The organism is Nitrospira sp. T9 (assembly GCF_052156535.1).
Classification (GTDB): domain Bacteria; phylum Nitrospirota; class Nitrospiria; order Nitrospirales; family UBA8639; genus Nitrospira_E.
The window spans coordinates 27,666-48,534 of the sequence record NZ_JBQKUP010000018.1 but is presented as its reverse complement, the minus strand read 5'-3'; the positions used below and the strand labels follow the sequence as shown (position 1 = coordinate 48,534).

General features: G+C 48.1%; 23 protein-coding genes. 9 read left to right on the top strand and 14 right to left on the bottom strand.

Annotated features, from left to right (window positions below; translation table 11 throughout):
* Positions 1–462, top strand: a 462-nt coding sequence (locus ACTRXD_RS01380; protein WP_442430086.1) for a JAB domain-containing protein, incomplete at its 5' end; no start/stop codon positions are given.
* 95 nt (positions 463–557) lie between these two features.
* On the opposite strand, the gene ACTRXD_RS01375 is transcribed toward ACTRXD_RS01380, so the two are convergent.
* The 5 genes from ACTRXD_RS01375 to ACTRXD_RS01355 all read right to left on the bottom strand — a co-directional run bounded on the left by ACTRXD_RS01375 (position 558) and on the right by ACTRXD_RS01355 (position 4,394).
* The gene (locus ACTRXD_RS01375; RefSeq protein ID WP_442430085.1) at positions 558–1,076 is read right to left on the bottom strand and encodes a hypothetical protein; all 519 of its coding nucleotides are present in this window, start codon (positions 1,074–1,076) and stop codon (positions 558–560) included.
* Between the two features lie 433 nt (positions 1,077–1,509).
* Positions 1,510–2,079, bottom strand: a complete 570-nt coding sequence (locus ACTRXD_RS01370; protein ID WP_442430084.1) for a tyrosine-type recombinase/integrase — start codon at positions 2,077–2,079, stop codon at positions 1,510–1,512.
* A 228-nt stretch (positions 2,080–2,307) separates the two neighbouring features.
* The gene (locus tag ACTRXD_RS01365; RefSeq protein ID WP_442430083.1) at positions 2,308–3,165 is read right to left on the bottom strand and encodes an ankyrin repeat domain-containing protein; all 858 of its coding nucleotides are present in this window, start codon (positions 3,163–3,165) and stop codon (positions 2,308–2,310) included.
* 529 nt (positions 3,166–3,694) lie between these two features.
* Complete coding sequence (locus tag ACTRXD_RS01360) at positions 3,695–3,949, bottom strand: hypothetical protein (RefSeq protein WP_442430082.1); 255 nt, start codon at positions 3,947–3,949, stop codon at positions 3,695–3,697.
* 184 nt (positions 3,950–4,133) lie between these two features.
* Entirely contained in the window at positions 4,134–4,394 is a 261-nt protein-coding gene (locus tag ACTRXD_RS01355; RefSeq protein WP_442430088.1) for a hypothetical protein, read from the bottom strand.
* On the opposite strand from ACTRXD_RS01355, the gene ACTRXD_RS01350 reads away from it, so the two are divergent.
* From ACTRXD_RS01350 to ACTRXD_RS01330, 5 genes are all read left to right on the top strand, one after another.
* Positions 4,367–4,477, top strand: a complete 111-nt coding sequence (locus ACTRXD_RS01350; RefSeq protein WP_442430081.1) for a hypothetical protein — start codon at positions 4,367–4,369, stop codon at positions 4,475–4,477. The two genes, ACTRXD_RS01355 and ACTRXD_RS01350, sit on opposite strands and share 28 nt — an antisense overlap.
* A 146-nt stretch (positions 4,478–4,623) precedes the next feature.
* A complete protein-coding gene (locus ACTRXD_RS01345) occupies positions 4,624–4,758 on the top strand; it encodes a helix-turn-helix domain-containing protein (RefSeq protein WP_442430080.1) in 135 nt (44 codons plus the stop codon).
* Between the two features lie 35 nt (positions 4,759–4,793).
* Positions 4,794–5,021, top strand: coding sequence for a hypothetical protein (locus ACTRXD_RS01340; RefSeq protein WP_442430079.1), 228 nt, complete (start codon positions 4,794–4,796; stop codon positions 5,019–5,021).
* A 429-nt stretch (positions 5,022–5,450) separates the two neighbouring features.
* Entirely contained in the window at positions 5,451–5,840 is a 390-nt protein-coding gene (locus tag ACTRXD_RS01335; RefSeq protein ID WP_442430078.1) for a hypothetical protein, read from the top strand.
* A gap of 253 nt (positions 5,841–6,093) precedes the next feature.
* Entirely contained in the window at positions 6,094–6,972 is an 879-nt protein-coding gene (locus tag ACTRXD_RS01330; protein WP_442430077.1) for a hypothetical protein, read from the top strand.
* 128 nt (positions 6,973–7,100) lie between these two features.
* On the opposite strand, the gene ACTRXD_RS01325 is transcribed toward ACTRXD_RS01330, so the two are convergent.
* Positions 7,101–7,262, bottom strand: a complete 162-nt coding sequence (locus ACTRXD_RS01325; protein WP_442430076.1) for a hypothetical protein — start codon at positions 7,260–7,262, stop codon at positions 7,101–7,103.
* A gap of 20 nt (positions 7,263–7,282) precedes the next feature.
* Here ACTRXD_RS01325 and ACTRXD_RS01320 point away from each other — a divergent pair, with 20 nt between their 5' ends.
* Positions 7,283–7,540 carry a hypothetical protein gene (locus tag ACTRXD_RS01320; RefSeq protein WP_442430075.1) on the top strand — a complete coding sequence of 86 codons (258 nt, stop codon included), beginning with the start codon at positions 7,283–7,285 and terminating at the stop codon, positions 7,538–7,540.
* 75 nt (positions 7,541–7,615) lie between these two features.
* On the opposite strand, the gene xth is transcribed toward ACTRXD_RS01320, so the two are convergent.
* The 5 genes from xth to polA form a co-directional block, all read right to left on the bottom strand.
* On the bottom strand, positions 7,616–8,389 hold the full coding sequence (gene xth, locus ACTRXD_RS01315) for an exodeoxyribonuclease III (RefSeq protein WP_442430074.1): 774 nt from the start codon (positions 8,387–8,389) through the stop codon (positions 7,616–7,618).
* Positions 8,390–8,854: 465 nt separating this feature from the next.
* Positions 8,855–9,142: a hypothetical protein gene (locus tag ACTRXD_RS01310; protein ID WP_442430073.1), complete on the bottom strand. Its 288-nt coding sequence runs from the start codon at positions 9,140–9,142 to the stop codon at positions 8,855–8,857.
* A gap of 226 nt (positions 9,143–9,368) precedes the next feature.
* Positions 9,369–9,743: a type II toxin-antitoxin system PemK/MazF family toxin gene (locus tag ACTRXD_RS01305; RefSeq protein ID WP_442430072.1), complete on the bottom strand. Its 375-nt coding sequence runs from the start codon at positions 9,741–9,743 to the stop codon at positions 9,369–9,371.
* Positions 9,740–9,982 (bottom strand): hypothetical protein, encoded by a 243-nt coding sequence (locus ACTRXD_RS01300; RefSeq protein ID WP_442430071.1) that lies wholly within the window; start codon positions 9,980–9,982, stop codon positions 9,740–9,742. Before ACTRXD_RS01300 ends, ACTRXD_RS01305 begins: the two co-directional genes overlap by 4 nt.
* A 425-nt stretch (positions 9,983–10,407) precedes the next feature.
* A complete protein-coding gene (gene polA / locus ACTRXD_RS01295) occupies positions 10,408–13,266 on the bottom strand; it encodes a DNA polymerase I (RefSeq protein ID WP_442430070.1) in 2,859 nt (952 codons plus the stop codon).
* A 148-nt stretch (positions 13,267–13,414) separates the two neighbouring features.
* Between polA and ACTRXD_RS01290 the strand changes: the two genes are divergently transcribed.
* Positions 13,415–15,280 carry an AsmA family protein gene (locus tag ACTRXD_RS01290; protein ID WP_442430069.1) on the top strand — a complete coding sequence of 622 codons (1,866 nt, stop codon included), beginning with the start codon at positions 13,415–13,417 and terminating at the stop codon, positions 15,278–15,280.
* A 46-nt stretch (positions 15,281–15,326) separates the two neighbouring features.
* On the opposite strand, the gene ACTRXD_RS01285 is transcribed toward ACTRXD_RS01290, so the two are convergent.
* The 3 genes from ACTRXD_RS01285 to ACTRXD_RS01275 all read right to left on the bottom strand — a co-directional run bounded on the left by ACTRXD_RS01285 (position 15,327) and on the right by ACTRXD_RS01275 (position 19,980).
* Positions 15,327–15,764: a response regulator gene (locus tag ACTRXD_RS01285; protein WP_442430068.1), complete on the bottom strand. Its 438-nt coding sequence runs from the start codon at positions 15,762–15,764 to the stop codon at positions 15,327–15,329.
* A 794-nt stretch (positions 15,765–16,558) separates the two neighbouring features.
* Positions 16,559–19,216, bottom strand: coding sequence for an ABC transporter permease (locus ACTRXD_RS01280; protein ID WP_442430067.1), 2,658 nt, complete (start codon positions 19,214–19,216; stop codon positions 16,559–16,561).
* Positions 19,213–19,980: an ABC transporter ATP-binding protein gene (locus ACTRXD_RS01275; protein ID WP_442430066.1), complete on the bottom strand. Its 768-nt coding sequence runs from the start codon at positions 19,978–19,980 to the stop codon at positions 19,213–19,215. The genes ACTRXD_RS01280 and ACTRXD_RS01275 overlap by 4 nt, the downstream gene beginning before the upstream one ends.
* Positions 19,981–20,042: 62 nt before the next feature.
* Here ACTRXD_RS01275 and ACTRXD_RS01270 point away from each other — a divergent pair, with 62 nt between their 5' ends.
* Entirely contained in the window at positions 20,043–20,801 is a 759-nt protein-coding gene (locus ACTRXD_RS01270; RefSeq protein WP_442430065.1) for an arylesterase, read from the top strand.
* Positions 20,802–20,869: the final 68 nt, after the last annotated feature.

The window sequence follows — 20,869 nt, the reverse complement described above, 5'->3', positions numbered from 1 at the left end:
CCCAGCCTTTCGGTGCCATGGGTGCGCGTGATGCTGGTCCAAGAAACGGAAGGACCCTATCATCCCCCCATTGCCCACAGTCAGGATGTCGCTCGGTTATGTGCGGACATGCTCCGCCTCGACCGGGAAGAATTTCGCGTGCTGTTGCTCAATGCCAAGCATACGGTGATCGCTCAACATACCGTTTCAATCGGCTCGTTAACCGTCTCGATTGTCCATCCACGGGAAGTTTATAAAGCGGCCCTTCTGGCCAATGCCGCCGCCATCATTGGTGTTCATAATCACCCTTCGGGCAATCCCGACCCAAGCCCGGAAGACCATGCTCTCACCAAGCGATTATCAGAGGCTGGAGCGTTGTTAGGTATTACGCTCCTCGATCACGTCATTATCGGGGAACATACGCATTACAGTTTTGCCGACCAAGGACAATTGGCTACAGCTCAACCCGTTCCCAGCCCGTAGCTTTCCCCATTTTATTACTCTCAAATAGGGTTCCCCTGAAATTCGATTTTGAAAACGCCCATTTTCAGCGGCTGTTCCAATATGAATTGTTAATTTTAATTTAAGTCCGTGGCCCCAACCTCTAGAGCCCGATTAAACAAAATATTATATTTCTGTTCTGGAATTTTATCATCCTCGTAGTGCTTCTTAATAATGGGGTATGGGTTTAGCAGTAGAATATAGTCGTATTGCCCACCAGTCCCTTCCTTGGTCAGCACGAAACCTAAGTCAACGAGTGAAGACATTCGTTGTTTCCATAGAGTCACAGCGCGCTGCCCACTAAAGCCAGCCTCATACGCCAAATCTGGGTAGCTTTTGATTTCCAAAAATGCCTCATCAAAAACTCGACACCAAAGACTCAAATACACTTTTGATAGTGGAGTGCCTTTCCCTCCGAGATCGTCTAAAATTTCGCAAATATGGGGCATTGTACGTGGTAGAGTAGTAAACCCTTTAGCAGTCTTACGATCCCAGAGAAGTGATTCGTCCAATTTTGGCCAAAATTGTTTTCGAAGCTTCAGTGTTCGTGAACTCATTTTAGAAGCTCTTAGTTGGGTCTGCTTTTTAGTAGCCATGGTATACTCCTTTTTAAAGGCGGGCGGGCTTGGCTAGGTTTTGGAGGCCTAGCCCTATTTTTCTTTTTTGCTGAGCTTGGAGGTCAGTAATGTTCACAGAAATAGTGCCCGCCCACCTTTTAATATTACTCCATAATTCGCTAAAAAGCCAATAAAAACAAAGACTTATATAATTTTTTGGTGAAATTATTCATCACTGAAAATATTAACTCAAAGTTCTAGTTGAAATATAAAAAACTTTTAATCATCTTTAATTGTATTATTTAATTACATTAACTAGCAATATGTTCAGTAATGATAATGTATTTGCGTTACAAGGTAGTGCTCGTAGTGCTCTGTGTGCTTATGGTGATCAGCGTGCTCAATGGTGCTCATGGGGATTCCCAAGGGGACATGAACTAGGCTCGACAAACAGAAAAATATTTTTATTTCCTTAAATTTTTATCCGTTTGGCCAAATCGAGAGCCTTCCTTTGGTCCACGCCCAAATACAGGGCGGTGCTTCCAATACTTTTATGTCCTAAGAGTTGCTGACAGGCTGCGAGGTTCTGAGTTTTGTCATAGATGACTGAAGATTTCGTGCGGCGCATGGAATGTGTGCTATGCCGTTTTGGGTCTAGGCGGGCGAGATAGGCCCATTGTTTGACCAAGTTGGCATATTGTTCTCTGGTCAAGTGAGGGCGGGTTTTGCGATTGCCGATACTCGTCCACAAATAGTCCTCTGATTTCTTCCCACTGTGCAAAATCCAATCGGCCAGACTGTCTCGCGTTTCGGATGACAAGGCCACCAGATGCCCTCGGTTGGTTTTCTTCTGCCGGATATTAATCTCACTCACCACATCGCCGTTATGATCGGTGACATCGGCGGTTGAAAGCCGAAGCAGGTCAGATGCCCGCAACATCGTATCGATCCCCACATTAAAGAGCGCCAAATCCCGAATTTTTTTTTCCGTCGTTAACAAAGAACGGATGACCTGCGCTTGTTCCGGAGTAAACGGCGTCATTTGGCCAACGGCTTTTCCCTTGTTCCATGGCGCATTTTCAATTTGTGCTTTTTTGTTTTTTATCATAAAAGCCAAAATAGCATGAGAATTAAATACTGTAAAGTGTTGGTTTTGTGTAGTTCCCTATTTCTGGTTTTTACAAAAGCAAAAATAGGATATTTTAAACATTCCACATTCTTCATAAAAACAATTGGCAATTGAGTTTTAACGAGTAGCAATTAGTTTCTTTTATTGGTTTACGGCTGCCTCCTTGAGCATGCTAGCGATGTGGGGAGTTCTTGCCACACTGAGTGCATTGTTGCCATCTGATGTTTGAATATTCACTTTGGCCCCTGCTTCGAGCAGTAGTTTCACTATTTCTTCATGGCCATGTTCAGAAGCTCCTATCAATGCCGTCCACCCACTACTATACATTTGTTGGTTAACATGAGCTCTGTGAGCCAAGAGTAGCTTAACTATTTCTTTGTGTCCCCTTTCAGCAGACACCATTAAGGCCGTTGCGCCATATTTCCCCTGAATGTTTACCTCGGCGCGCTCGTCTAATAAAGTTCTTACAACACTCAGATGACCATTCGCAGAGCCCCAATGTAAGGCCGTCCACCCAAAACTGTTTTGGTGGTTCACTCTTGCTCCCTGAGCCAAGAATGCCTTAACCATATCTATGTACCCCCGCGAAGCGGCCGCGGACAAAACGGTTTGTGAAAGTTGTGTTTGAAGGTTGACATCAGCACGATGAGCTAAGAGCGTCCTGACCATTCCCATGTTCCCTATCTGAGTTGCCATCATCAAGGCCGTATGGCCGTCGTTGGCTTGGTGGTTCACCGTCGCCCCTGCTTCGAGCAGGACTTTCATCACGTCTTCATGGCCATATTCAGAAGCCAAAAGTAACGCTGTCTCGCCATTAAAATTTTGTTGGTTTACATTCGCACCTTGTGCTAACAGAACCCTGACTTTCTCTATGTTTCCCTCATACGCAGCTGTTATTAGGATACCGGGATTTCCTGAAACGGTTTCAGTTACACCACAGATACCACCAATGAACAAAAGGATTAGGAAATGTTTCCACGAGGTTGGGTTTAAACGCATATAACTCTCAATAAGGGTCTCCTACAAATCTCTTAATATCGTTATCCATGAGTCTTTTTTAGCTTTTTGGGAAATTTTTCGACCATCTCATTTAGCGTGTACCCTAACTAGGAGGAGCATAAATATCATTTGTCCCTTAATAAATCTATAAATACTGCTAATAATAGTGCTGCAAGCATTCCACATATGCTAGCACTCGGGTTTTCCCAGTTTATCGTTTGGTTAATGAGTAATAATGGATTTGATGTCCAAACCTTTCTAGTGGCGGCAGTGTAAATCGCAATAGGGATATTTATGAGTAATACTGGTATTAAAAAAAAATCCTGCTATTAATTGTTTAACGTTAATCACCAAACCAATAATGCTAACTACAATAAGAACAATTCCTGCATCTTTATAAGAAATGGTCTGTTGTTTTTTTGGTGTTTGCATAAAAAATTTATAAGATAATTCTTTACCGCAAACATTAGAACGGGTATTGCCCGGAAACTGGACCGACTAGGTCACAAGCACCATGAAGGCATTAACGTCAATTGCCTATTGATCCCATTGAATGAATAAGCCATTTTCCAGAAGTTTTTTTCATTTCAATCGTTACGGGCTGGGCACGGCCTCTATTTTTGGAAATGCCATGTATTTCAACTATGTCACCATTAATGTTTTGTGATTTAAATCCATATTCATCCGTTTCCCTAAGAGAGAGCAACATATCGAACGCTTCATAATCTGAAAAGTTTTTTCCTTTCTTTAATTTAAGGCCTCCCATCGTTGCGATAGCCCTCATAAGTGCTCCTGTTTGCTATTTCGCATGGTCATCAAGGTAAAGAAAGGCCCTCTGATGATCTCCCGCATAAACCAGTTCCCTAAAATGAAGGTAAACAGCTTTAGGAATATTTTCTACTTTCTTTTCTGCCTGCTTTTCACATCCTGGCAGAAGCAAAATAAAAATGAGAAAAACCCCAAAAGCTCTAACAAATAAGGTTTTTAACTTTTTTTTGAATTGTGCATAAGTAACTCATTTTAAAATTGTTAATAACATGATCGCTGTTTATATTCGCATATCTTCCCACAGCCAAAAAACCGATAGCCAGAAAGCGGAAATCGCCCATTGGCTCACCAGTCAAAAACTTCCAGCCAAACAGATCATCTGGTTTGAAGATATGAAAGCGGACGGAATTTACAACGGCCCGCCTTTCAAAAATTGCAGGAAGCAATATTTGACGGCTCAATTAAAACTGTCATTGTCTGGAAATTGGATCGTCTGGCGCGAAATCATCGGGAGGGCGCGTCGTGTCGGTCACGCAGCAAATAGACCTGAAAGGTACGATCGGCCATATCGTGGCCGGGGTGCTCTTCGGGTTGGCGCAAATCTAATTACAGCATACGAAAGAGCGCCAAGCCGCCGGGATCAAGCTTGCAAAGAAAAAAGGCATCTATGCCGGCAGGAAGGCCGGCACGATGAAAGCCGACCCCACACGGGTTACCGTCTTACGCAAACAAGGGATGACCGATTCCGAAATTGCCAAAGTATTAGGCATCAGTAAATCGTCTGTCTATCGGTATTTGACTCTGGCCAAACAAAAGCGTTTATAATTCTGGTATGGACGATAAAAAAATATAGCATTCAAATGGGCGACAAAAAATTCGTTGTGGAAAAAGTCAGCCCTGCCGTCAAGATCGAAACCGATGAACAGGGTCGCGAGTTTATTGCCAACCCGGACACAGGCAAGAGGATGTATTTTTTTGGTATTGCTAAAAATTTCGAAGAGGCTTTGGCGTTGACGATTGAAGAACGGGAGAAAGAAAAACGTAAGGAACAGAATCCCGATTCGACTTTTCCCCAAGATCACGCCTAACGCCACCATCCTCACATCTACCAAGACCCTGCCGCTCAAGCCGGAACCTTCTAATCACCCTTCCCTTCCTGTTTACACCATGAGAGCGTTTTTCTGTCATTTTGGGGAAAATGCCCGTTTGCATATCCCGTCCGCTTGCGGCTGGTAAGGCATTGATTATTAAACATTTATTGTGGTTGTGTTTAAGTTTCACGATAATTATCCGAATAATTATTATTATGATGATAATTTTTATTGACATGATAATATTTTTCGCGTACGATCAGCTTCATCTTATTAATCACTCTAATAGATTCACTTGAGCTGACCTCGGATTGCTCCAGTAGTGAAGATTCATTTGTTAAACCAGTATTGGTTTAATTTCGATCGTGTGTTTATGTACCCTACAGAGTGAAGATTATTATTACCGACTGAAATAAGGGAGGTTTTATGGGTGTTGAAAAATTAACAGAAAAAGTCCTAAAGCAGGATTTAGCAGTTAGGAAAATGTTTGCGGATACGTTGGCCGAAAATGATTTTATAAACTCCCTTAAAGACGATCCAGAATCATTTCACGAAATCCTTGTCTTAGCAAAAAAAAGAAATTGGATACATCCGACTCAGTTAGCGAAAAGCTTGAACCTTTCTGATTCCAATGTTTATAAGTGGTTTCAAACACATCACGAAAAGGATTTACGTTCTACGCCGAATTTTCCAACGATGCGCTCAGCAATAGAAGCTTTGAAAAATATTATAAATGAAGATAGAAAACGAATAATTAAAAACCAAAGTCCTATAGGACATACTATTTGTAGAGAGTTAGCTGGGGCAGCTAGATAATAATTAAACTTCCCTAATTCCACTCACCTAAAAAAACTCCGCACTAGCAAATGCTTTGCGGAGTTTTTTGCCTTCCTCTCTAGTTTATTAAATTCATTGTCTATCCTATAATGGGTCCCAGTCCTGACCATTAACCCGCGGATTGTTTTATTTTATCAGTCTTCTATTTATATTGCTCTTCTTAGCAAAGGGAATGATATGCGATTATTAAAGTCCTAATTTAAATCGAATGAACTTTAGAGAAGGAGAATTTATGTCATATGAAAATTTGTCTGTTTCTGCTTCTGGATTAAAGTACAAGGAGTTTAATGACCCCGGAAAGGCGATTAGAGCAGTGGCTTCGGGTATATGTCATGCTGCTAAAGTACCTAAACTAATGGACCCCAAAGAAGCGGATAAACAGGCAGAAATTATCTTAAGTGATTATGATTTACGGAGTGATGGAGTTCCGGGAGGGACCTTAGGAGCAAGTCTTTTTGGGTTTCCTAATAACCCACTTGAATATTTCAAGGAGTCCATAAAAGCTAATGCTCGAATTTTAAAAAACATTGGTGGCGTACAAGTCCAATTACAGAATGCTCTTGATTCGTTCGAATCTCTATCCCAAGATGAAATGCATCCAGAGAATAGTTATCGAATAAAGCCAGTAACACATAGAGGGATGAGTGCCGCTTTTTATCGCGCATTAATTTTTTCAAGCCGAAGTACTGTGATAGTTCCTATTCATGAAGATTTAGCTAATGTTAGAGCCCTCGCTCCCTACAATTTTGAAATTGCATCAACTGATATGATCTTGGCCCACAACCTCTATCTACGCAATCGTCCCGGCGAGGGGACGTTGTTTGTTTATGGGAAACAATTAACTGAACAAGATAAAAGAGACTTGGATGCTGCGAGGGGTTTAAATATTTTTAAAACAGGCTACCCCTATCCAGAAGATATATTTAAAGATAGTTTCATGCAAGAAATTGAAGTTGAAACAGGTGATTATGTCGTTTTCAGAGCTGATTATCCCCATAAAGTGGCCAATAAAAATATAGCTAAAAATACGGACGAACATTTTCGAGTGAGTTGGAATGGTTTTATGACATTACTTTATGGCCAAGAGAACCAATTGGTATATTGGACTTGAAAAATACCTGTCTTTCTCGAAAAATTTTCAACGTGTTTGGCTTTTAAGGCCACTTAAACATTTTCCGTGATGTCTAGCATCCACTGATTTCCTCCCTCTCTCAGCTTTGTTCCCTTCAGAGGAGTTTTTTAAAGGGCCTTGCGCCCGGCACCGCCCACGCCATCCATTTCAGTCCCTTCCATTCCTGTCATGTTCGGCTGCTCACCCGGCGCGGCGGCGCTCGCCTGAAACATTTTCTCCGGGTTGATGAAATTGGCTTCCGTTCCTTGTGAGAAGCCAAGTTTCAACAACCAACAAAGGAGAAAACATCATGGCGACCAAAAGTAAAAACCCACCACTTCACAAAATCCGTATCGGAGCCATTCAAGCGGATATCTGGGAGCAGACCCCGGAAAAAGGTCAACCGTTTCTTACCGTCACGTTCACCCGGTCCTACAAAACGAAATCGGATGAATGGAAGAACGGGCATTCCTTCAGCCAAGAGCATTTGGACACGCTCATGGATGTAACCCTAGAGGCCAAGGAATGGATGCGCCAGCATCGTCTTTCCAAAGCCAAAGCCGCCTAGCGTGCCTTCCCGATAGAGGTTTCTGGACTTTTAGCGGATTGTTTGGACCCTAACTTGTCTAGAATTAGGTTGCGATTACAAGGGAGACAGTTCACACCAGACTGGGGTGTGATCGGAAGGTTTGTCCATTCCGCGCGGTCCCCGATCAACATCTGCAGCGACTAACCGGTCTGCCGCTTGTGGAGAGAGCAGGAGATGGTCGATGCGGAGCCCTTCGTCCCGATTCCATCGGCCGGCCTGGTAATCCCAATAGGTGTAGAGTCCCAATCTAGGGTGCAGGGCTCGAAGGGCATCGGTGTATCCGAGATGGCAGAGGGCACGAAAACGGGCACGTGACTCAGGACGACAGAGGGCGTCGTCGGCAAATCCCATTGGATCATAGACGTCATGGTCGGTGGGACATACGTTAAAGTCTCCCCCTAAGACCACGGCTTCTTCCAGGGCTAAAAGCGATTGCGCATGCGTGATCAGGCGATCTAACCAGGCAAGTTTATATGTAAACTTCTCGGTTTCCACCGGATTCCCATTTGGCAAATAAATTGAAGCTACTCGAACGTTCCCCACCACCGCTTCCACGTAGCGGGCTTGTTCGTCGGAAGGGGCGCCAGGCAGTATGGTGTGTTCGATTTCGATCGGGGCTTTGGAGAGAATGGCGACTCCGTTGTAGGTTTTTTGTCCGACTATGGCCATATTATAGCCCAGTTCCTCAATCGCCATTCTGGGAAACTGGTCCTCAGTGGTTTTGAGTTCTTGCAGCAGGACAATGTCCGGGTTGGCCTGTTTGACCCATTCCATCAAGTGGGGGATCCGGACTTTAATGGAGTTGACGTTCCAGGTGGCGATTTTCATATGAGTTTCAGAATGTGGATTGAGGAAAAATTTTGATCATAGTGAGTTTAAGGTTCTTGGGTCATCTCGTGATGGTTTGTATTCAAAGGAATACATCATGGGGGGTTCAGAAAATTGTTGGAAGGTGAAGGGATTTTATTTGTGTTCCCAAATCTCGCCCCCACGGCATTTCCCGTATTGCCGGGTTTCGGCCCGGCAGCCGAGGCCCCTTCGGCTTGGCTCAGGGCAGGCCTTTTGTTTCGGCAAAAGGACCCAAAACCAGTGACGCCCCATCTGGCCTTATGAGAGCGGAGGCACGCGAATCTAAGGAGGGCGGACCAACTCGCCGGGCTCAAACAAGGCCCGCCGGTGGATGAGAGCGTCCCTCCTTTAGGCCAGACGGCAGGCGTCGGACCAGGAGAGACGAATATTTCAGTGACACACCTGAAGGAGACAGAAATCATCATATGCTGAATGAACCCATTTTTAGGATGAGGAAAGTGGTGGTGAGTCGGGGTCGCGTTGGAAGATGACTTGAAAGCCTTGAAATTGTTTTTGAAAGAGGGTCTTCAATATAAACGGGGTGATGCCGAAGAATAACACCCCATAAATACAGATTTCTAAAATATACTGAGAGTCTGCAGAGATCGTGCTATTGAAGATCACAGGAACCGCCCATCCGATCGTCATACTCACAAACATCAGAATCACCACGTGTCGCCACACCAGAAACCACATTAATTTCAACAGTTCTTTATATGTTGGTATTTCCATACGACTCCTTTGTCAGCACAGCGTTCCAGAGGGTAACAGATTTATGGGGAGTGTTGAAAAATGCCGCCAGCGGCGTTCTCGCCCCTTGGCCGTGCTCACGTACTCCTTCATACGCTCCGCTCGTCCAAGTGGCTGCGGCCTTGCTGGACGGGAATTTTTGAATACTCCCCCAATTTTCCATGTTTGCATTTTGGTCACCCATGGGTTTCTGAATATGGGATATGACTCAAGTGGGCGGTGCCAAAGAGAGACTCTCTTCGACAAAGTCCAAGATTTGCAATAGTTTTTTTCGAAGTTCTGCAAGATACGGATCGGGTAGCGCACCGAGTTCTTTGCGAAAGCGTTGATTATCAATGGCCTTGATTTGATCCACTAAAATGTCAGAGATGGCGGTCAGCCCTGAGACCCCTTCAGGAATTGATACTCGAAGGGGAGTGTGGACATCAAGCACCTGAGTGGTTAATGGACAAATGAGCGTGGAAAGGTGATAGGGATTCAAAGCATCAGTTTGAACGACGACAACCGGTCTAATCTTTCCGGCTTCGGTTCCAAATCGTGGATTCAAGTCTGCCAAATACAGATGGCCATATTGGGGCGTCATAGGTTGTTTGGCAGATCATCGAGAAGTTCGGTTTCTTTCAAATAGGCGAGATGAGCAGCGGATACCTGCTGGGAGGCCTTTTGATAGTCCTGGGCCAACGCTTTTCTTGCGTAGAGGGCGTTGAAGTGAGCCAGAGCTTTTTTGATATACAGGTTTCGAGGCATGTTCAAACGTTTTCGAATGGCTTCAGTTTCTTGGTAGGCGTTTTCGTCGAGTTTTAGGGATAACACTTTACTCATCTCTCCCTCCTTCCAGGTATCACCAAAAGTATATACCTCCATTCCTGAAAAGTGAACCCGTGCGGGAGAAGTAAAAGTAAGGAGTGAGTGGGAAGGATCCTCCGGTCCCTTACCCCTTACGTTTCACGTTTGCCTTCTCCCTTTATCCTTTGGTTCTTCCGGGTTTAGTGTGGGCAAACCCATCGGCCAATGCTTGAGAACATGTGCCGAAATATTCCTCCCCTTTGTAAGGGGTTTCATCCCGAAGAGGATTTAAAGGTGGGGTAGAGATTCAACTGTGTGCCCATGTTATGCCGCCAGCAGCACTTGCGGCATGTTGGCATAGAGCGTTTCTACCTCCCCTTACCCCTCCTTACAAAGGAGGGGGTCCTTGCCAGATCCGTGTTGCCCGAACAACTCACACGATTTCCTGAAGAGCCTAACCTCTAATGGGCTTTGTCCCAGGAGTGACCCTGTCCGGCTTCGACCGTGAGCGGGATCGACAATTGTAGGGCAGGCAGTGTGGCCCCTTCCATGACCTGCTTGATGACCGCAGTGGTTTGCTCGACCGCCCCTTCTTCTACCTCGAATAATAACTCATCGTGGACGGTTAACAGCATTTTCGCCTTGGGGGATAGCCCATGCTGTGCCAATGCTGCGGGTACGCGGATCATGGCCCGCTTCAGGATGTCGGCCGCCGTGCCTTGCAATGGGGCATTGATGGCCGCTCGTTCAGAGAAATTTCGTCTGGCGGGATTTTTATCATGAATGCCAGGGACATGGCACCGACGTCCAAACAATGTCTGGACGTATCCATGTTGTCGGCAAAATTGTTTGGTGCGCTCCATGTAATCCTGGATGCCGGGATACTGTTCAAAATAGGTTTTGATGTAGGCAGCGGCTTCGCCCGGCTCCACGCTCAATTGGCGGGCCAACCCGAAGGCGCTGATTCCATAAATGATGCCGAAATTTATCGCCTTGGCTTTACGTCGAATTCCCGGATCCATCTGTTCCAGGGGAATGCCGAAGACCTGGCTGGCGGTGAGTGCATGAATATCGTGGCCATCCCAAAAGGCTTTCTTGAGTACGGGAATATCCGCGACGTGGGCGAGCAGACGCAGTTCAATCTGTGAATAATCCAGCGAAAGCAGTGTCCAACCAGGTTCCGCGACAAAGGCGCGCCGGATTCTTCGACCTTCTTCGGTGCGAATAGGAATGTTCTGGAGATTGGGGTCTGTGGAGGAGAGTCTTCCCGTTGCGGCAGATGCCATGGCATAGGAGGTATGCACCCGGTTCGTGTCGGGATTGATTTGACGGATGAGCGCATCGGCATACGTGCTGCGCAGTTTTTCCAAATGCCGCCATTCCAGGACCCGTGACGGGAGTTCATGGCCTTGGGCGGCTAAGGATTCGAGGACATCGACCCCCGTGCTATAGCTGCCGGCTTTGCCTTTTTGACCCCCTCCCAAGGCGAGGTCGTCAAACATCACTTCGCCGAGTTGTTTGGGGGAACCAACATTGAAGGTCTTTCCGGCCAGGCGATGGATCTCTTGTTCCAATTCCCGTAGACGAAGAGAAAACTCCTGGCTGACCTGTTTGAGTTGAGACACATCGACTTTGATACCTGTTTGCTCCATGGTCGCCAGCACGGGAATTAAGTGACGCTCGAGCGTTTCGTAGACGGTGGTCATGTGTTCACTGATGAGACGAGGCTTGAGGACCTGATGCAGCCGCAGGGTCACTTCGGCATCTTCCGCCGCGTATTCCAACGCTTTTTCTAAAGGAACCTGATCAAACGTGATTTGAGACTTTCCGGTACCCGTGACGTCTTTAAATTTGATCGTTGTATGGCCCAAAAAATGTTCGGCTAGTTCGTCCATGCCATGGCCATGCATGCCACCTTCTAAGACGTATGAGAGCAGCATGGTATCGTCCACGGGAGACACGTTGAGGCCATATCGGCGAAACACCACCATATCGTATTTGATATTGTGCCCGATCTTGAGCACACCGGGGTCTGTCAGCAGTGGCCCAAGGATGTCGAGCGCCTGTTGAAGGGGAATCTGTTCCGGTCTTTCCGGTAAGGCAGCAGACGTATCGTGTGAGAGCAAATCCTGATGCGACGTGGATCCCGGGGCCACATGCCCCACAGGTACATAACAGGCTTGGCCGGGTTCCAGGCTCAGTGAGAACCCAACCAACTCAGCTCTGGTTTGATCGAGAGAGGTGGTTTCGCAGTCGACGGCCACCACCCCGCGACGAGTCGCCTCATCTATCCAGCCTTGAAGGGCCGACACTCTTTGAATTAATTCGTACTGGGCTTGGGTAGGCAGCGGCCTTGGTTCGGAATCTTTCGTGGCTGGTGCATCGCTGGCCGGTGTTGGAGAAGGAGTGATCCCGGGTTCCTGTTCACCCTTCACGCGGCTTTGTATGCGAGCCAGAATCGATTTGAATCCTTGTTCATTGAGGAAGTTGACTAATAATTCCATGTTCGGCTGGCGTCGCTCTAATTGTTCAAGCGGAAAAGGCAGCGGGACATCGGAACGAAGCCGGACTAATTCACGGGAGAGGCGGGCCTTATCGGCATGCTCAATGAGGCTTTCCCGTCGCTTGTTTTGCTTGATTTCAGAGGCGCGCGCAAGGAGGGTGTCCAGGTCACCATATTCCTGAATGAGTTGCGCGGCTGTTTTGATGCCGATACCCGGGACCCCGGGCACATTGTCCGTCGAATCTCCTGCCAAGGACTGCACGTCGACAACTTTCTCAGGTGGCACACCGAATTTTTCCAGAACTTGCTCGGGACCGATCTTTCGGCTTTTGATCGGGTCGAACATACTGACCTGTTCTGATACTAACTGCATAAGATCTTTGTCCGATGACACGATGGTCACATTCGCGCCGGCTTCCATGGCATGTTTTGCGTAGGTAGCGATCAGATCGTCGGCTTCGAAACCGTTCAGTTCAATGCAATCAAAATTAAAAGCTCGTGTCGCCTCCCGGACGAGAGAAAATTGAGGCACCAACTCCTCAGGTGGTTCGCTGCGATTGGCCTTGTAGCTGGGGGCCAGATCGTTTCGAAAGGTTTTGCGTGCGGAGTCAAAGATGATGGCGATGTGGTCGGGTTGCATATCTTCTAAGAGTTTCATCAACATGGTGATGTATCCATAGACGGCGTTGACGGGAGTGCCATTCGGACTGTTCAAAATCTTGATGGCATGAAAGGCCCTGAAAATGTAGCCTGAGGCGTCGACTAATACGACATGACGAATCGGAAGAGGGGAAGACGGTTCACTCACAGTGGTCACAGGAAAATATCCTCTTTGTGTGATTGTTGGCCCTTGAAGATACCTGATAGTCCTTGAGGTGTCGATATCTTAGGATGGTTTATCTACGGAGAGAAATAGAACATGGTAAACTACCGAATCCTCTGGCTCATGACGGGAGCATGTCTTCGTGAAGAGTACTATCATGGTTGGTCTCGCTATCCTCATTGGCCTGGTGATTGTGGTCATCCTGCTTCTTCCGGTTTTGCTGGATTTGAATCGGTATCGGGATCGGTATCTCCCCTTTCTGGAGCAGGCCCTTCATCGACCGGTGGATGTTCAGGATGTCCGCTTGACGGTTTTTCCACAACTGGGTTTTCGGGTGCGAAATCTGACAATAGGGGATGACCCGGCGTTCAGTCCTCAGGCGTTTGTCACGATTCCTTCGGCTGAGGTGGAGATTCGGTGGCTCCCCCTGTTGCGCCGGCACATTCAGGTTGAACATGTGCGTTTCCATGATCCGAGAGTCCACGTCATCCGCAGGCATGATGGGGCGTTGAATATGGCCACCATCGGAAACGATCCGGCTCTTCAGCCCCCTGAGAAGGGGGGTTCGAATCCAGCCAATGCTTTCAAGCCCTTATTCGGTGTGTTTGCGGTGGAGCGGTTCTCTATGAGTGGAGGAATCCTACAGTATGAGGATCGTGCCAAAGAACCATTCCGTTCCTACCACCTTGAGCAACTGGAGTTGGTCACGAATTCGGTTCAATTGGGACAGATGGCCAGTCTGCACGTGAAGGGCGTGGTGATGCCCAATCAGCTCCCATTGGAAATGACCGGGCGATTTGGCCCCCTTCAATCCACTGTTGATCTTCCAATGATCGATCTCGCGGGCAGCATAGGTCGTGTAGAGGGAACCGCAAAGGGCCAGGTGATTGATGGAAGACTTGAGTTGGACGTGCAGATTCCAGACCTATCGACGGATGACATGCCCCTGAATATAGCGTTGGATAAACCTGTGTTCGTCAAGGACCTTCAGGCTCATCTGATGGCATCTCTGATCTCCAAGGGGTCCCCGAAATCGTTTACAGGAGTGAGGATTGATCCGTTGACCGTTGATCTCCAAACGGGTGGGGCGACGATTCACCTTTCGGGTCAAGGTACCCCTGGACGTCTGATTTTGTCAGGTGAGGCCCCTGCTCTGGCCTCCGAAGATCTTCCCTGGGCGCTTTCCGTGCACCGCCCCTTTTCACTGGAGCAGATTCGGTTTGAAACGGTGATCCAAGAGACAAGGGTGGACCTGGTGTTCCTCAAGGCTCAAGCGTTTAGGGGAAATCTTGAGGCCCATGGAAGGTGGGATGGGACACCAACTGTTCCCTTGCTCTCGTTCCAGGGAACGTTCACGAATTTTGCGGTTGAATCAATTACTCAGGCTTTACGGTCTTCCTCACCCCGGTTGACCGGTGTGGGAGAATTGCATTGGACGGTGGCGCGAGCGGCACACTCCCCCTCCGGGCCACTAAAGATGACCGGACCAATCCGATTGATGATCCGGGATGGGCAATTAGTTGGATTTGATGTCATGCAAGGGATTGAAGATGCCCTTCAGCTACCGGACCTTCTGGAGGAATCCACCGGTGCGACAAAATTTTCCTTGATTGATACCAACGTGGAACTGGAAGGCAAGGGACTGATGATTCGGCAATTGACCGTTGAGGCACCAGATTTCTCAATGACAGGGGTGGGAAGTCTCGCCTTTGATGAATCGTTGAGTCTGCAAGGCAATCTGGCTGTTTCACGGACGATCGGCGACCGGATTATTCAGCGGTTTCCGATGGCCAAAGTTGCGTGGCATCAGGGAAGGTTGGTGCTGCCTTTTACCGTTATGGGAACCGTTCAGAAACCGCTACTGCAATTGGATACGCAATCCTTTGGGCATCAGGTCAAAACGAACGTGGAGCGGAGGATTGAGAAAGCCCTTCAGGGGGATGAACAGGAATTACAACAACTCTTACAAGACGGAGCGGATGTTCTGAAACAGTTATTTGGACAATAGCCCCGGAGAGCGCAGTTTTTAAATGAATGATTCCTTCAACCCTGTCTCAAGCCGGAGGGGGGCTATAGGTTTGGGACATGTTGGCCAACAAAAAGGAAGGGGGTTGTGGAGAACCGGCTGAAGGACATAATTGAGTGACAATGGCCCGTAATTCACCAAAATCATACGGTTTACCGATTATCGCATAGGCTCCTAAGCGGGTGGCGTTTTCGCGGACGACGGCGTTGAGGAACCCGGTCACCATAATGATGGGGATGTCGGGTTTGCGTGGGATATGCTGTAACCGGTCCAAAAAATCCATGCCGGTCATGACAGGCATCGCATTATCCAGAATCACAATATCAAAAGTTTTTGATTCAAGAAGTGATAACCCTCTGGCTCCGTTTTCGGCTTCCACGCACTGACATCCATCATATTCCAGGACCATCCGGAGCAATCCGCGACTCATTTCATCATCATCAATAATGAGTATGTTTTTTGACATCAAGGTCTCCTTTTTTACCCTATGACTGAATCCACCATCCTGATGGATCGAACCCATTCAAGATTGATTCACCGTTGGTGAAATCACTCAAAGATGGCTCATGAACAACTATCGGGTACGCACAGATCTGTTTTGGCCATCTCTCTACCGTGTATGGGAAGTGCCAAGTGCCTTAGAAGGTACAGAGTTCTGACCATTCCAAATGACGAGCATTCCTCCGAAGATTCCAATGCCTGTGATACAGATGGCTAAAATAATTTCCATGGCTTCCCTCAAATGTTTTGTGGTTGCTCTGGTATTTACATTACAAAGCAAAGAATGTACCCAAAGAGAAAGCGAGAGATCAGTTTAAGGTTATCATACATGTAACTCATTGAAATTCTGATGAATGGAGAGCAAAATTTTTATAATGGGTTTTGAATTTCTTTAAAAAATGTAAAGAGGATGAGGTATTAGGGCATCAGTTGTGGGACAGGTTGTTACTCAACACCATACAGTCTGTATCTAAATGGATAACATCGGGGAGGGGCTCAAGGATTAGGAGAAAAATGGGCACTTGTGAGGTTCAGGGGTTGGGCTTTGGCGAAAGAGGCTTGTTGAACATTCGAAATTTGCACACGGTCAGTTAATCTCGGTTCATCGGGATGAGGAAATGCCGGCATCTTCTTGGGGCTGTTCAATAAGATTCGACCAGCAAGGCCGCAGGCCATTTGGCGCGCGGAACGTACAGGTTGTTACGTGAGCACGACAAAGGGCTGAGAACGCAGCTGGCGGACTTTTTCAACAGCCCCTGACTATTCTTGACGGAGGACGGACAGGGGAGGGAAGCCCAGCAACCGATACGTTCCGAGAAAGCCCGTCGCGAGGCATAGTAAAATTGTCAAAAGCAAGCCTGTGCTCAATATGATGAGATCGACAGTCCAGGTCAGGTCAAAAAAGAAGTACAAGAGAGACCAGGAGAGGAGACACCCCAATCCTAGTCCAACCAGGCCTGCAAAGGCTCCAATGACACCGAATTCAACTCCCAGCGAAAATACCAGTAGCCCGCGACTTGCTCCCAGGGCTTTCACGATTGCCAATTCATGAAGACGCCGGTACCGGTTAATGGAAATCGCCGCAATCATGACTACGCCGCCGGTGACCAGACATAGAAAAGCCAAGGCTTGGATCCCCAGGGCCAATTGGTGAAAGATCCGACCAATACTCTCCAGCACATCTCCCACCTTGATGGCTGTGACATTGGGCAGGACGGCGACGATGGCTTGTTGTAAGGGGACCTCGAGAGTTGTTGGCACTCTGGTTGTGGCAATGTAGGTGAACGGGGCACCGTCAAAAGACCCAGGCTGGAGAATCATGAAAAAATTTATGGAAAAACTCCCCCAATCGACCTGTCGAAGGCTGCCCACTTTTGCGACAAGTGGTACCCCTTGAATATCCAACGTCAGGGTTGAGCCTAGGGTGAGCCCCAGGTTTTTGGCGGCCTCTTCCTCCACGGAGACCAAGGGGAAATCTGAGGGCGTTTTCATCGCTCCATCCGCGTCTGATTGGTTGGTGTGATCCCACCATTGCCCCTCAGTGAGGACGTTATCTTTGGGAAGATTCCGGGATGTCGTCAAGACGTATTCCCTGGTGAAATACCATCCGTTTCGTTGGCCTTTATGCTCTTCCGGATCGATGGGTTTCCCGTTGATGGCGGTGAGACGAGACCTCACCACCGGAACTAAATTATACGGTGAATCCGGGAATTGTTGTTGTAGCACGTCCTCAAATTGGGAATGTTGGTCTGGTTGGATGTCTATGAAAAAAAATGAAGGAGCCTGAGAGGGTATCTGGTTTCCTATCAGATCAAGTAGGGACCGTTGCACAATGGTTAGCGTGGTTAAAAGCATGACACCTATTCCAATGGCCAACGTCATGGCTTTGGTAAAGTTTCCAGGCCGTTGAAGATTTCTCACTGCATGACGCAACAAATACCGCTGAGGAATCGGCACATGCCGGAGAATGCCATACAGTACCCCCGTGCCTCCGATGAGGAGGAGAACGGCCACCGCACAGGCAACGGAAAAAAATAAACCGAGGGTCAGTGAGCGGGCTTGCCACATGGCCAGGCCGGTCACTCCCACCATCATGCTGATGCCGACCATGACCTGTGCCCGGTCATTCCACCAATGCGTAAGGATGGTCCGCCATCGGGTAAGTCTGGATTGGGTGTTGGCTATATTCTGGGAGTGGGTCACTGTTTGTCGATTCACCAATGCCGGAGAGACATGACGAATGGCCAACAGAGGCCAGAGTGAGAAGGCCAGTGTGGCGAGGATGCCAAGAACGATCCCCCGAAGGATTGGAGTGACAGTAGGATTCATCGGCATGGTTTCAGGAATAATGCCTTGAAGCAATAGCGGTAAGCCTCGGTGGAGGACTACGCCGACTATGACCCCAAGAAGACTGCCAATCCCTCCCAGGATGAGGCTTTGCGTGAGGTAAAGGCGAATGATTTGTGAAGAATCGGCTCCCAGGGTTTTGAGTGTGGCAATAATGGGTATTTTTTGTGTGAGGAATCCTTGAATCGTGCAAGCCACTCCGATCCCACCGACCAATAAGATCGTAAAACCGATAAGCCCCAGATAGAGATTTAATTGGTCAAGGAACCGGCGGAGTCGTGGCTGGGCATCGCGAAATGAGGTGACCCGGGCCCCTTCCTGGCTGAGACGCCCGCGTAACTCACCCATCAAAGGCTCAAGAGAAGTGGAGTTGGATAAGGACAGACGATATCGTTCCTGAATCCGGCTTCCGGTTTGGATCAACGCGGTGGCCTTGAGCGCGTCCTGGGAAATCATGACCCGGGGGCCCAAACTAAATCCATTGGCAATCTTGTCGGGTTCCTTGTTCAGTACGGCGGTAATAAGGAAGTTTCCTTGGCCAATCTGCAGCTCGCTGCCAACGGTCAGATTGAGCCGGATCAGCAAGGATTCCTGGACAAGTGCTCCAAAACACGGCGAGCGACCACAACCGGATTGAATCGGATCCAGCAGTTGCGCTGTCGGGAGATCAGGCTCCGCTACCAACCGACCATAGAGAGGATACGCAGAATCTATGGCCTTGAGTTCCACCAATTGAGAAGCCATTTTCGGGAGGGCCGCTTGGGAGGTAGGGTTGTTCACCGTCGCCATTGCGGCGATTTCAGTCACGTGCGAGAGAACGATGTCCCGGTCGGTGAGGGAGTCCAGCACTTTATGGCCCTTGTCTGAAATCGCCCGCCGCCATGATAGCTCGATATCACCGCCTAATAGAGCACGGGTATCCCCCAGAATGACTTGTGCGACATTCACGGCAAACAGGTCCACGGCCACAATGGCGCCGACACCAAGTGCAATGCAGAGAAATAAAAATAGAAACCGAGACCAGGCGCTCTGGATTTCCCGCCAGGCGAGTTTGACAGAAACAGGGATCATGCCTCTGAGCCGGAGGATAACAGCGGAGGGGTCGTCTCGTTCACCATTGCTCCATCCCGCAAGGTTAGGATACGTTGAGCCCGAGCGGCCAATGACATGTCGTGAGTGACTAAGACGAGAGTGCTGCCGTGTTGTTGATGAAGTTCCCACAGCAGATCAATCACCATTGCCCCGGTTGAACTATCCAGATTGCCGGTGGGTTCGTCTGCAAGCAGGAGGGGAGGGCGGACAATAAAGGCGCGTGCCAGGGCCACACGTTGCTGTTCCCCACCGGAGAGTTGAACGGGATAATGGTGGAGACGATGTTCGAGTCCGACGGATTGTAACAGTGTTTTGGCTCGTAAGTTGCCCGTGGTTATTCCTTGCAATTCTAAAGGGAGTGCCACATTTTCCAGTGCCGTCAAAGTGGGAATGAGATGAAAGGCTTGAAACACATAGCCGATGTGCTTGCGTCGAAAGTGCGCCATTTCGGTCTCGCTTAAGGTCGTGATGTCGGTCTGGTGAATGCGGATAGACCCCTGAGTTGGTCGGTCGAGGCCTGCAAGCAATCCCAGGAGAGTTGATTTACCGCTTCCGGACGGTCCGACAATAGCAACAACCTGATTAGTAAAGACCTCGAAGGAAATGTCCTGTAAAATCTGGACGGAATGGCTCCCCGCCTGAAGCTGCATTCCAAGATGACTGACGGAAATGAGAAGCTGGGATGCTGGAGATTGGGCGGTCAAAGAGAGCGAAGAGGAGGTAGACGATGAAAAAACATTCACGTTGATTACACAAATCGGTTCAAATGGTGAATAATAGAGTTAAGAGATCCTATCCAGCTATTATGCATACATGCATCCTATCAGTCCTCGTGCTCTTCTGTCTGGGAATCTGGGGGTGTGGCCCTGAGGAGAGTCCTTCACCCGGTCTATCAGAGTCCATGAATCGCAGTTCCGACTTGTTAGACCCTCAGGCCCAATTCCCGGCCGAACCATCTTTATCCGAACCAATGGTGCGAAAGGAGGAATCTCTTCCAAAAATCGTAGCCTTTGGTGATAGCTTAACGGCTGGATTGGGCGTGTCATCGGAGGAGTCCTATCCGGCTCAATTGGAAAAACATTTACAGGAACGTGGATTTTACTATGAGGTGGTTAATGCCGGGGTTAGTGGAGAAACCTCAGCGGGAGGATTGCGACGGGTAGAGTGGATTTTAAAAAATCAGCCGACGGTTGTCATATTAGAATTGGGAGTCAATGATGGACTCCGGGGCTTACCCCTGGAACAGACTTATGCAAATCTTCGTAGCATAATTGACCGGTTGCGGAATGCAGGGGTGATGGTCATTTTAGCGGGGATGCGCATTCCGCCAAATTATGGCGAAGCCTACACGGGGGAGTTTTTTGAAATGTATGAACGGCTGGCCAAGGAATTGAGTCTTCCACTGGTTCCATTTTTATTAGATGGAGTGGCTGCTCAACCTGGCTTAAATCAGGCAGATGGAGTTCATCCTACGGCAGAAGGCTATACCATTGTGGCTCAGAATGTTTTCCAAACATTGGAGCCTTTACTCAAAACTGGATCGAGTCATCAGGCCAAGGAATAGATGCCACCCCTCCCCTGATTGGGAAGGGGTAAGAAGTGGAATTCTCTCAATGGTGTGTTATGGAATGC